The organism is Citrobacter sp. SX206 (genome assembly GCF_024181025.1).
GTDB classification, from domain to species: Bacteria; Pseudomonadota; Gammaproteobacteria; order Enterobacterales; family Enterobacteriaceae; genus Citrobacter; species Citrobacter youngae.
Genome location: NZ_CP049738.1, coordinates 4,196,411 through 4,209,453 on the forward strand (window position 1 = coordinate 4,196,411; position 13,043 = coordinate 4,209,453).

General features: G+C 50.6%; 10 protein-coding genes. 8 read left to right on the forward strand and 2 right to left on the reverse strand.

Annotated elements, in window-relative coordinates; all coding sequences use genetic code 11:
- Positions 1 to 32: 32 nt before the first annotated feature.
- From melR to pmrB, 7 genes are all read left to right on the forward strand, one after another.
- Positions 33 to 965, forward strand: coding sequence for a transcriptional regulator MelR (melR, locus tag G8S19_RS20285; RefSeq protein WP_061067057.1), 933 nt, complete (start codon positions 33 to 35; stop codon positions 963 to 965).
- A 275-nt stretch (positions 966 to 1,240) separates the two neighbouring features.
- Complete coding sequence (gene adiA / locus G8S19_RS20290) at positions 1,241 to 3,508, forward strand: arginine decarboxylase (protein WP_101742870.1); 2,268 nt, start codon at positions 1,241 to 1,243, stop codon at positions 3,506 to 3,508.
- Positions 3,509 to 3,824: 316 nt separating this feature from the next.
- Positions 3,825 to 4,586: an AraC family transcriptional regulator gene (locus G8S19_RS20295; protein ID WP_048213867.1), complete on the forward strand. Its 762-nt coding sequence runs from the start codon at positions 3,825 to 3,827 to the stop codon at positions 4,584 to 4,586.
- Positions 4,587 to 4,713: 127 nt separating this feature from the next.
- Positions 4,714 to 6,051, forward strand: coding sequence for an arginine/agmatine antiporter (adiC, locus tag G8S19_RS20300; RefSeq protein WP_253685804.1), 1,338 nt, complete (start codon positions 4,714 to 4,716; stop codon positions 6,049 to 6,051).
- Positions 6,052 to 6,198: 147 nt separating this feature from the next.
- On the forward strand, positions 6,199 to 7,836 hold the full coding sequence (gene eptA / locus G8S19_RS20305) for a phosphoethanolamine transferase EptA (RefSeq protein ID WP_115601122.1): 1,638 nt from the start codon (positions 6,199 to 6,201) through the stop codon (positions 7,834 to 7,836).
- Positions 7,837 to 7,840: 4 nt separating this feature from the next.
- The gene (gene pmrA, locus G8S19_RS20310) at positions 7,841 to 8,509 is read left to right on the forward strand and encodes a two-component system response regulator PmrA (RefSeq protein WP_048213870.1); all 669 of its coding nucleotides are present in this window, start codon (positions 7,841 to 7,843) and stop codon (positions 8,507 to 8,509) included.
- Positions 8,510 to 8,518: 9 nt separating this feature from the next.
- Positions 8,519 to 9,592, forward strand: a complete 1,074-nt coding sequence (gene pmrB / locus G8S19_RS20315) for a two-component system sensor histidine kinase PmrB (protein WP_086523823.1) — start codon at positions 8,519 to 8,521, stop codon at positions 9,590 to 9,592.
- Here pmrB and pmrR read toward each other — a convergent pair.
- A complete protein-coding gene (gene pmrR / locus G8S19_RS20320) occupies positions 9,586 to 9,675 on the reverse strand; it encodes an LpxT activity modulator PmrR (RefSeq protein WP_003826741.1) in 90 nt (29 codons plus the stop codon). The genes pmrB and pmrR overlap by 7 nt on opposite strands.
- 156 nt (positions 9,676 to 9,831) lie before the next feature.
- A complete protein-coding gene (proP, locus tag G8S19_RS20325) occupies positions 9,832 to 11,334 on the reverse strand; it encodes a glycine betaine/L-proline transporter ProP (RefSeq protein ID WP_048213872.1) in 1,503 nt (500 codons plus the stop codon).
- Between the two features lie 700 nt (positions 11,335 to 12,034).
- On the opposite strand from proP, the gene kdgT reads away from it, so the two are divergent.
- Positions 12,035 to 13,033, forward strand: coding sequence for a 2-keto-3-deoxygluconate transporter (gene kdgT, locus G8S19_RS20330; protein WP_253685806.1), 999 nt, complete (start codon positions 12,035 to 12,037; stop codon positions 13,031 to 13,033).
- Positions 13,034 to 13,043 lie beyond the last annotated feature (10 nt).

Below are 13,043 nucleotides of genomic sequence, written 5' to 3' on the forward strand. Positions count from 1 at the left end.
ATGATTCTGAACAATCAGGAACTGGAGTTACCATGACCACGCCGCCAATCTCAGCGCTTCCCCCCGATCCGCACATGTGTAACAGCGATGAGAAACAAACCCGTAGCCCACTGTCGCTGTACTCGGAATATCAACGTCTCGATATCGAACTACGCGCACCGCACGCCATGACCACCAGCCACTGGCATGGACAGGTGGAGATTAACGTACCGTTCGACGGCGATGTGGAATACCTGATCAATAACGAAGTGGTGCAGATAAAACAGGGCCATATCACCCTGTTTTGGGCCTGTACGCCGCACCAGTTAATACGACCTGGCGCCTGCCAGAACATGGCTATCTTTAATTTACCCATGCACCTGTTTCTCTCCTGGCCGCTGGACCGTGAGCTGATCAACCACGTCACTCATGGCATGGTCATCAAATCACAGGCCTCTCAGCAGTTGAGCACCTTTGAAGTTCAGCGCTGGCAACAGGAGCTAAGCAGCCCGAACGAACAGATTCGCCAGCTTGCCATCGATGAAATTAGCCTGATGCTCAAGCGGTTTAGCCTCTCCGGCTGGCAGCCCGTCCTGGTCAATAAAACCGCGGGCACGCACAAAAACAGCGTTTCACGTCACGCGCAGTTTTACGTGAGTCAAATGCTCAGTTTTATTGCCGACAACTACGATCAGGCACTCACCATCAACGATGTTGCGGAGCACGTGAAGCTCAACCCCAACTATGCAATGGGGATTTTCCAGCGTGTGATGCAACTCACCATGAAGCAGTACATTACCGCGATGCGTATCAACCACGTTCGCGCATTGCTGAGCGACACTGATAAAACCATTCTGGACGTCGCCCTTACCGCCGGATTTCGCTCCAGCAGTCGTTTTTACGATACTTTCAGCAAATTTGTCGGCATGTCACCACAGCAGTACCGCAAACTGAGCCAGCAACATCGACAATCGATAGCCGGATAAGCGTCGGATGGCGCAAACACATGCCCACTGACAGCACACCCCATTCGGCAATATCAGTATCAGCCAAAAAAATAATTCCCCTGTCGATAAACAATGCTGAAAAACTGCCTTCGATGAATGTTAACTATTTGTTTATAAAGGAATAAAAATAAAATACGCTCATTTACCAGCCACTTTACAGCCCAATTTGTCAGGATAATACTTGCCTGCGTCACATTCATACGGTGTGTCTGCAATCCATAAATTGCAACCTCTCCACTACCGGGTAAAAGATGATGAAAGTATTAATTGTTGAAAGTGAGTTTCTGCATCAGGACACCTGGGTTGGTAGCGCTGTTGAGCGTCTGGCAGATGCCTTAAGTCGCCAAAATGTTACCGTCATTAAATCCACCTCATTCGACGATGGTTATGCCATCCTCGCGGCAAATGAAGCCATTGATTGCCTGATGTTCAGCTATCAAATGGAACAACAAGATGAACACCTGAATGTCAGGCAATTGATCGGCAAGCTCCACGAACGCCAGCAAAACGTCCCCGTTTTCCTGCTGGGCGATCGGGAAAAAGCCACCGCATCGCTGGATCGCGATCTGCTGGAGCTTGTCGATGAATTCGCCTGGATTCTTGAAGATACCGCTGACTTTATCGCCGGGCGCGCCGTTGCTGCGATGACCCGTTACCGCCAACAGCTGTTACCACCGCTGTTCAGCGCGCTGATGAAATACAGTGACATTCACGAATATTCCTGGGCAGCCCCTGGTCACCAGGGCGGCGTGGGATTTACTAAAACGCCGGCCGGTCGTTTCTATCATGACTACTACGGTGAAAACCTATTCCGTAGCGACATGGGTATTGAACGCGCATCACTGGGTTCACTGCTTGACCATACTGGCGCGTTTGGTGAAAGCGAAAAATATGCCGCACGTGTCTTCGGCGCTGACCACTCATGGTCCGTGGTGGTCGGTACTTCTGGCTCTAACCGCACCATCATGCAGGCATGCATGACTGATAACGATGTGGTAGTGCTGGACCGTAACTGCCATAAATCCATTGAACAAGGGCTCATTCTTACCGGGGCAAAACCGGTGTACATGGTACCAAGCCGCAACCGCTACGGCATTATCGGGCCTATCTACCCGCAGGAAATGCAGCCCGAAACATTGCAGAGAAAAATCAGCGAAAGCCCACTGACAAAAGACAAAACCGGACAGAAACCGTCATATAGCGTTGTAACCAACTGCACCTATGACGGCGTCTGCTACAACGCAAAAGAGGCGCAAGACCTGCTAGCCCAGACCAGCGATCGCATTCATTTCGATGAAGCCTGGTACGGCTATGCGCGTTTCAACCCGATTTATGCCGATCACTACGCTATGCGTGGTGCACCTGGCGACCATAACGGCCCCACCGTTTTTGCCACCCACTCGACCCATAAGTTGCTGAATGCGCTCTCTCAGGCATCTTACATTCACGTCCGTGAAGGCCGTGGCGCGGTTAATTTCTCCCGCTTTAACCAGGCGTACATGATGCACGCCACCACGTCTCCGCTGTATGCCATCTGTGCATCAAACGACGTGGCAGTTTCCATGATGGACGGTAACAGCGGCCTGTCGCTCACCCAGGAAGTGATCGATGAAGCCGTCGATTTCCGTCAGGCGATGGCACGGTTGTACAAAGAATTCACGGCTGAGGGCGACTGGTTCTTCAAACCGTGGAACAAAGAGGTGGTTACCGATCCGCAGACCGGCAAAACCTATGACTTTGCCGATGCGCCAACCCAACTCCTGACGACCGACCAGAACTGCTGGGTAATGCGCCCCGGTGAATCCTGGCATGGGTTTAAAGACCTGCCAGATAACTGGAGCATGCTGGACCCCATTAAAGTCAGTATTCTGGCGCCAGGTATGGGTGATGATGGTGAACTGGAACAGACCGGTGTTCCGGCGGCGCTGGTTACCGCCTGGCTTAGCCGCCACGGCATCGTACCGACCCGTACCACCGATTTCCAGATTATGTTCTTGTTCTCAATGGGGATCACCCGTGGTAAATGGGGCACGCTGATAAACACACTGTGCTCTTTCAAACACCACTATGATGCCAATACTCCGCTCTCACAGGTGATGCCGGAACTGGTAGAGGAACATCCTGACACTTACGCAAACATGGGTATTCACGATCTGGGCGACACCATGTTCGCCTGGCTGAAAGAAAATAACCCAGGTAGCCGACTCAATGCGGCCTACTCTGGCCTGCCTGTTGCTGAAATGACCCCGCGTGAAGCCTATAACGCGATAGTCAGCGATAACGTTGAGATGGTGGCGATTGAAAATCTGCCGGGTCGTATCGCAGCCAACTCCGTCATTCCTTACCCACCGGGAATTCCAATGCTGCTGTCCGGGGAAAACTTTGGCGATGCCAACAGCCCGCAGATTAGTTATCTACGTTCGTTGCAATCCTGGGATCATCATTTCCCTGGCTTTGAACATGAAACCGAAGGAACGGAAATTATTGACGGTGTGTATCACGTCATGTGCGTGAAAGCCTAATGTCGTTTTTTAGATAGTCTATTTTTTATAAGGTTGACGTGTGATAGTTGAGTAATTCCTGAGTATTGCTGCAAAACAATAACATTGTTATACCTTTTGCGCGGGACCACCCCGCGCTTTTTTTATACGCAAATAGTACGTTGCCACTTGCGTAAAAAATTATGTACATGCCAAGAATCCCTACAGATATTGTAATTACTAAAAATCACGCTATTTTATCGCTTGTCTTGATTCATCATACAATTTTTTTTTAGCCGCGATTACTCAGCAGGTGCTGAGTTACGGTATTTGATGTTCATATTCCGGGAGTTTGGGTATGAGGCTTTGCAGCAAAGAAGCTTGTGTTGTTGTATTAACGGAGAAAGATGTTTGGTTAAGGATTAACGGTAAAGAAGCCATCAGTTTAAAAGCTAACCACATGGCTCTGGTGGCGTGTGATAATAATATTATCGATTTTTCTTCACTTAATAACGCACTGGTCGTACATATCAGTCGCGATGTCATTAAAGACTATCTACGATTTTTAAATAAAGATCTTTCACAGTTCCCTCTCTGGCAACGTAGCGCCAATCCGGTGATGACCGCCGTATGCCTGACGCCGGATGTCTTTCGGGTTGCCGCTCAACACAGCGTGATGGAAACGCAAAACGAAGGCGAAAATGAGCGTACCCGTTCGCTACTGTTCACCGTATTATCGCGTTTTCTCGACAGCAAAAAGTTTATCTCCCTACTTATGCATATGTTACGCAATCGCATCAGCGACAGCGTTTACCACATCATTGAGAGCGATATTCATAAAGACTGGAATTTAAGCATGGTCGCCAGTTGCTTATGCCTGAGTCCCAGTTTGTTAAAGAAAAAGCTAAAAAATGAAAATACAAGTTACAGTCAAATAATAACCACGTGTCGTATGCGTTATGCCGTCAATCAATTAATGATGGACGGGAAAAACATTTCACAGGTATCTCAGCTGTGCGGATATAACAGTACTTCATACTTTATCTCCGTCTTCAAAGAGTTCTATGGAATGACGCCACTGCATTATGTCAGTCAACATCGGGAACCCTCCGCTGCCTGATTTTTGATCATTTAGCGATGAGCCATAATAATATCAGCATTGGCGATACCCCTGTTCCGTCATCATAAAATAGTCTTCTGAAGAGGTATGATGTGACGTCATTTATCCTTATCAGGAGTTAAAAAATATGTCGACGGATGCTGATGCTCACAAAGTGGGCTTAATCCCCGTCACCCTTATGGTGTCGGGGAATATTATGGGTTCCGGTGTATTCCTGCTACCCGCAAACCTGGCGTCAACTGGCGGGATTGCAATCTACGGATGGTTGGTCACTATTATCGGTGCGCTGGCACTGTCGATGGTGTACGCCAAAATGTCGTCCTTAGACTCCAGTCCCGGTGGTTCTTACGCTTATGCGCGCCGCTGTTTCGGTCCTTTTTTAGGCTACCAGACCAACGTGCTGTACTGGCTGGCCTGCTGGATTGGTAACATCGCCATGGTCGTTATTGGCGTCGGTTACCTGAGCTACTTCTTCCCTATCTTAAAAGATCCGTTGGTTCTGACGCTCACCTGTGTCGTTGTACTGTGGGTTTTCGTCTTGCTGAATATTGTCGGTCCAAAAATGATCACTCGCGTGCAGGCCGTTGCGACAGTACTGGCGCTGGTGCCCATTGTCGGTATTGCCGTCTTCGGCTGGTTCTGGTTCCGCGGTGAAACCTATATGGCGGCCTGGAACGTCAGCGGCATGAATACCTTCGGCGCCATCCAAAGCACCTTAAACGTAACCTTATGGTCGTTCATTGGGGTTGAAAGCGCCTCCGTTGCCGCCGGTGTGGTTAAAAACCCGAAACGTAACGTCCCTATCGCCACCATTGGCGGGGTACTGATTGCCGCCGTCTGCTACGTTCTCTCAACTACGGCAATTATGGGCATGATCCCTAACGCTGCGCTGCGGGTGTCAGCCTCACCGTTTGGTGATGCTGCACGCATGGCACTGGGTGATACCGCTGGGGCCATTGTCTCCTTCTGTGCAGCGGCTGGGTGCCTTGGCTCACTGGGTGGTTGGACACTGTTGGCCGGCCAGACCGCAAAAGCGGCAGCCGATGACGGCCTGTTCCCACCGATTTTCGCTCGCGTCAACAAGGCGGGAACACCGGTTGCCGGGCTAATCATCGTCGGGATCCTGATGACCCTCTTCCAGTTCAGCAGCATGTCGCCAAACGCAGCAAAAGAATTTGGTCTGGTCTCTTCGGTCTCCGTTATCTTCACCCTGGTGCCATATCTGTACACCTGCGCGGCATTGCTGCTGCTGGGCCACGGTCACTTTGGTAAAGCGCGTCCGATGTACATACTGGTGACCTTTGTGGCATTTGTCTACTGCATCTGGGCGGTGGTGGGTTCTGGCGCCAAAGAAGTGATGTGGTCGTTCGTGATGTTGATGGTAATCACCGCACTGTATGCGCTCAATTACAACCGAATCCATAAAAACCCGTATCCTCTGGATGCCCCGACCAACAATAATTAATGCCTGTAAGCGTCGTTGCCCGATGACATAAGCGCATCGGGCCTACGCATCACACACCCCACCAGTACCTGCTAACATTAAGAACTTAATGTTGGCTTAATTTTACTTTGAGAGGATCCGCTCCACTTAGTCGATGGAACCCCCTTAATGTTAAAGCTCCTGTTTAAAAGACCGACTCTCGGGCAAATCAGCTGGCTATTGCTGATCTCATTTTATCTTGCGACCTTCCTGAACATCGCGTTCTACAAACAGGTACTGCAAGACCTTCCGCTGGATTCCCTGCGCAATATCCTGGTGTTCTTATCGATGCCGGTTGTCGCGTTCAGCGTCATGAATATCGTGCTCACGCTGGCCTCTTTCCTGTGGCTTAACCGCCTGGTCGCGTGCATTTTCATTTTGGTCGGAGCATCCGCCCAGTATTTCATCATGACCTACGGCATCATCATCGACCGCTCGATGATCGCCAACATGATGGATACCACACCGGCTGAAACCTTCGCCCTCATGACGCCGCAAATGCTCCTGACGCTGGGGCTGAGCGGCATTCTGGCCGCCATCGTTGCCTGCTGGATAAGAATCAAACCCATTACGCCAGTGCTGCGCAGCGTGTTGTATCGCGCTGCGAATATCCTGATATCGGCACTGCTTATCGTGCTGGTCGCCGCCTTCTTCTATAAAGATTACGCATCGCTGTTTCGTAATAACAAAGAGCTGGTTAAGTCCCTCAGCCCGTCCAACAGCATCGTGGCAACGTCATCCTGGTATTCACACCAGAGACTGGCCAACCTGCCGCTGGTGCGTATTGGCGAAGATGCGCACCGTAATCCAGAAATGGTGAAAGGAAAACGTAAGAACCTCACTATTGTGGTGCTCGGTGAAACGTCACGCGGCGACAACTTCTCTCTGTCAGGTTATTCACGTCAGACCAATCCGTTGCTGGAAAAAGATGATGTCGTTTATTTCCCGCATACAACGTCCTGCGGTACGGCGACAGCCGTTTCCGTTCCCTGCATGTTCTCCGACATGCCACGAGCGCATTACGATGAAGAGCTGGCTCACCACCAGGAAGGCGTACTCGATATCATCCAACGGGCGGGAATTAACGTTCTGTGGAATGATAACGACGGCGGCTGTAAAGGTGCCTGTGACCGCGTACCGCATCAGGATATGACTGCGCTGAACTTACCAGGACAGTGTATTAACGGTGAATGCTACGATGAAGTCCTGTTCCACGGGCTGGAAGAGTACATTAATAACCTGAAGGGCGACGGCGTGATCGTGCTGCACACCATCGGCAGCCATGGTCCAACCTATTACAACCGTTATCCGCCACAGTTTAAGAAATTTACCCCAACCTGCGATACCAACGAAATTCAAACCTGTTCGCAGCAGCAACTGGTGAATACCTACGACAATACCATCCTGTACATTGACTATATTGTTGATAAAGCGATCAATATACTGAAAGCGCATCAGGACAATTTCACCACCAGCCTGGTTTATCTTTCCGATCACGGTGAATCCTTAGGAGAAAACGGCGTCTACTTGCACGGTCTGCCGTATTCGATTGCACCTGACACACAAAAACATGTACCGATGCTGTTGTGGCTCTCAGAAGATTATCAGCAACGCTATCAGGTCTCTCAGACATGTTTACAAAAACGGGCCAGCTCAGAAGATTTCTCACAGGATAATCTGTTCTCAACCCTGCTGGGATTAACGGGCGTGCAAACACAGAAATACCAAGCGGCAGATGATATTCTGCAACCCTGCCGGGGAGGCTAACCGAATGAAAATTCTGATTGTTGAAGACGATACGCTGTTACTACAGGGGCTGATACTTGCCGCACAAACGGAAGGCTACGCCTGCGATGGCGTATCCACGGCCCGTGCCGCCGAGCATTGCCTGGAAACGGGGCATTACAGCCTTGTCGTTCTGGATTTAGGTTTACCGGATGAGGATGGCCTGCATTTTCTGACCCGCATCAGGCAGAAAAAATACACCGTGCCGGTACTCATTCTGACCGCCCGCGACACCGTGAAAGACCGCATCACCGGACTGGATGTCGGCGCTGATGACTATCTGGTCAAACCGTTCGCGCTGGAAGAACTGCATGCCCGCATTCGGGCGCTGTTACGTCGGCATAACAATCAGGGTGAAAGTGAGATTATCATTGGCAACCTGACATTGAATATCGGCCGCCGCCAGGTGTGGATGGATGGACAAGAAATTGTCTTAACGCCAAAAGAGTACGCGCTATTGTCGCGGCTGATGCTCAAAGCGGGAAGCCCGGTACACCGGGAGATTCTGTATAACGACATCTACAGCTGGGACAACGAGCCGTCGACCAATACGCTGGAAGTCCACATCCACAACCTGCGCGATAAAGTGGGAAAATCACGCATTCGCACGGTTCGAGGTTTTGGCTACATGCTGGCCGCTACTGAGGAAAGCTAAGTGAATTTGATGCGTTTTCTAAAACAACCGCTCCCGCTTCGCCAGCGTTTAATGCTGACGATCGGCCTGATTCTGCTGGTCTTCCAGCTGATTAGCACCTTCTGGTTGTGGCACGAAAGCACCGAGCAAATACAGCTGTTCGAACAGGCGTTACGCGAAAACCGTAACAACGATCGCCATATCATGCATGAGATCCGCGAGGCTATCGCCAGCCTGATCGTCCCCGGCATTTTTATGGTCAGCCTGACGCTCATTATTTGCTATCAGGCGGTACGGCGCATTACCCGTCCTCTTGCCGATCTCCAACAGGAGTTAGAAACTCGCACAGCGGATAATCTGGCTCCCATTAATATCCGTAGCTCCACCATTGAGATACAGGCGGTGGTGACGGCGCTCAATCAGTTGGTTACGCGGCTAACAACCACTATCGACAACGAGCGTCTGTTTACTGCCGACGTTGCCCATGAGCTACGAACGCCACTATCCGGCGTTCGTCTGCATCTGGAATTGCTGTCAAAAACCCACAATGTTGACGTTACGCCGCTCATCACCCGACTCGACCAAATGATGGACAGCGTGTCGCAGCTGTTGCAACTCGCCCGTGTGGGTCAGTCGTTTTCGGCCGGAAGCTACCAGCACGTCAAACTACTGGAGGACGTGATTCTGCCCTCTTACGATGAACTCAGCACGATGCTGGACCAGCGCCAGCAAACGTTGCTCCTACCGGCAAGCGCAGAGGATGTCATCGTACGCGGCGACGCCACGCTATTGCGGATGCTGCTGAGAAATCTGGTGGAGAACGCCCATCGCTACAGCCCGGAAGGCACCCATATTACGATTAGCCTGAATACAGAGCATGATGCCGTCATGGCCGTCGAAGATGAAGGGCCAGGCATTGATGAAAGTAAATGTGGGGAACTGAGCAAAGCGTTTGTGCGTATGGATAGCCGTTTTGGCGGGATTGGGCTGGGGCTGAGCATTGTCAGTCGAATTACCCAGTTACATCACGGGCAGTTCTTTTTGCAAAACCGCCCAGGAGCCAGTGGCACTCGCGCCTGGGTGGTGCTGGAGAAAGATCAGTAAGAGCTCACCCACACGTACAAAAAACTGCTCACAATCAGTACGCTGCAAACGGTGGTCAAACTTTCATAAATACGGGTTTTCATGACACTCTCCTCCGATACTATGGAGGAGAGTTTGCCTGAAGGATATTAAGCCAACCTTAAGGCCACGCGCCGGATGGCGGCTGACGCCTTATCCGGCCTACAAAGTACAATGCTACCCGTAGGCCTAAAAGCTCGCGCCATCAGGCAATGACACGATTACTCATCAATACGCGGATGCTGCTGCACCAGGCGCGAACGCTTAAGCTGCAGCTCTGCAATTTCCTGATCGATGTCTTCGATTTTCTGCTCAATATTGTCGTAGTGCTCGCCGAGGATCTCTTTCGCTTCCTGAATATCCGAAGCGGCAGGTGTCGCCCCTTTCAGCGGCTGATTGGCGGTTTCTTTCATGGTCACGCCGGTAATTAAACCTATCACCGCAATCACCATCAGATAATAAGCTGGCATCATCAGGTTCTGCGAGCTTTCCACCAGCCAGGCGGCCAGCGTCGGGGTCAGACCAGCTACCAGGACCGAGATATTAAACGCGGCGGCCAGCGCACTGTAGCGAATATGTGTCGGGAACATCGCCGGTAACGTTGATGCCATCACCCCGGTGAAGCAGTTAAGGATCACCGCCAGCATCAGCAACCCGGCGAAAATCAGGCCGATAACGTTACTGTTAATCAGGATAAATGCCGGAATGGCCAGCACAAACAGCGCAATACTGCCCATAATCACAAACGGACGGCGTCCGAAGCGGTCACTCAGCAGCCCCATAATCGGCTGCACAAACAGCATACCAATCATAATGGCGATAATAATCAGCACACCGTGATCTTCAGAGTAGTGCAGGTTATGCGACAGGTAGCTCGGCATATAGGTGAGCAGCATGTAGTAAGTGACGTTGGTCGCAATCACCAGACCGATGCACGCCAGCAGGCTACGCCAGTGTTTAGTCGCAATTTCTTTAAACGAAATCTTCGGTCCTTCCTGCAGACCCTGACGATCGCCCTGCTCCAGCTTGTCGACATGCTGCTGAAATGCAGGTGTTTCTTCCAGAGCATGACGCAGATACAGGCCAATCAGCCCTAACGGTAGCGCCAGGAAGAACGGAATACGCCAGCCCCACTCAAGGAAGTTGTCTTCGCCGACGACAGTTGAGATCAGGACTACCACGCCCGCACCCAGCACAAACCCGGCAATCGAGCCGAAGTCCAGCCAACTGCCCATAAATCCACGCTTACGGTCCGGGGAATACTCTGCGACAAAAATCGACGCGCCGGTATACTCGCCGCCGACCGAAAAGCCCTGTGCCATCTTACACAGCAACAGCAGGATCGGTGCCCAGATACCAATAGACGCATACGAAGGGATCAACCCAATACAGAAGGTACTGATCGACATAATCACAATCGTGATAGCCAGGATCTTTTGGCGACCGTATTTATCGCCAAGCATACCGAAAAACAATCCGCCAAGCGGTCGAATCAGAAAGGGAACGGAGAAGGTAGCGAGTGCAGCAACCATCTGCACGCTGGGGTCAGCCCCCGGGAAGAACACTTTACCTAATGCGTAAGCAACAAACCCATAAACACCAAAATCAAACCACTCCATTGCATTACCGAGTGACGCGGCGGTAATGGCTTTTCGCAGTTTTCCGTCATCAATAATGGTGACGTCGCGAAGCGTAATTGGCTTTATTTTTTTCCTTTTTAGCATACCAGTCCTCATAGACTTAGCCCTGTCGCGCTACAGTTCGAGTCTCCCAACGCCGTATGCGCTAAGGTCATCGCCGAGCGGGGATTGCACAGGCGCAATCCCTGTAACAAGCGTAGCAGGTTTACTTACACTGACTGAAAATGAGCAGTACAACCGAACCTGTTGACGCCTGATTGGGCGGTTAATGACCTCTTTACCCTAACAGTGTTTAAATTTGTGATCAACTTCACACATAGTTTTTCATTTCGTCAACATGCGTAAATTAGGTCATTCTTAGTCATCTTTTTTACATGTAACGCTTGCGATTTACTGACAATTAAATACAAGAATAAATCACTTTATTGCACCAACAATCACAGCGGTCACTATTATTCTGCTAGCAAAAAAACCACCTAATCCCTTCACAAAAAGATCACAGCTTTTTTAATAATCAGAGCGACCGGGAACTTTTGCTCGGAATATGTGATGAAGATAACTAAAACATCGTTTTATTTTGATTGAATCAACGTTCCTATGAATGCAAACTAATTCCAGACGCAATATCCCTGGGAGCAGCAACACGCTCAACGTATGCCACGTTAGATTTTATAAAACAAAGAGATAGCGATTTTCTTTGTTAAGAAAAACCAGTAACCATTTTAATTTATTAATTTTTACCCTCTTGCGCTAGTATTAGCGGCGACAAGACATGAGGACGTTTATGAAAATTAAAGCCACGATTGAACGCATCCCCGGCGGAATGATGTTGATTCCTCTGTTATTAGGCGCAGTGTTAAATACGTTAGCTCCGGATACCGGTGCGTATTTCGGTTCGTTTACCAAAGGAATGATCAGCGGAACGGTACCGATTCTGGCAGTGTGGTTTTTTTGTATCGGCGCATCTATTGATTTACGGGCAACCGGCACGGTATTACGCAAGTCCGGTACATTGGTATTAACCAAAATAGCCGTAGCCTGGGCAGTGGCAATGATTGCCGCTTCATTTATTCCTGATACAGGCATTCAAACCGGGTTCTTTGCAGGTCTTTCCGTACTGGCAATTGTCTCAGCAATGGACATGACCAACGGGGGTTTGTACGCCAGCCTGATGAACCAGTACGGTACGAAAGAAGAGTCTGGCGCATTTGTGTTAATGTCTCTGGAATCCGGTCCGTTAATGACCATGGTCATTCTGGGCTCTGCCGGTCTGGCCTCTTTCGAGCCGCACCATTTCATCGGCGCGGTCCTGCCGTTCCTGATCGGCTTTACACTGGGCAACCTGGATCACGACCTGCGTGCCTTCTTTAGCAAAGCGACACCGGTACTGATTCCGTTCTTCGGCTTCGCACTGGGTAACACCATTAACCTGAGCGTCATCGTTGATACCGGTCTGCTGGGTATCCTGCTGGGTGTGGCCGTCATCGTTATCACCGGTATCCCGCTGATTATTGCTGACCGCGTCATTGGTGGCGGGAATGGTACGGCGGGCGTAGCAGCCTCTTCTGCAGCTGGTGCCGCGGTGGCTAACCCAGTCATCATCGCCCAGATTACCCCGGCATTTGAACCGGTTGCCGCTTCGGCAACTGCTCTGGTCGCTGCCAGCGTGATTGTCACCGCCATTCTGGTGCCGATTATCACCGCGTTGTATGCCAAACGTTTTAATAAAAATCAGGTCGCCAACGAGACAGTGGCGACCCCGGCAGACTCACTGCACCACTAAGCCTGCCTTT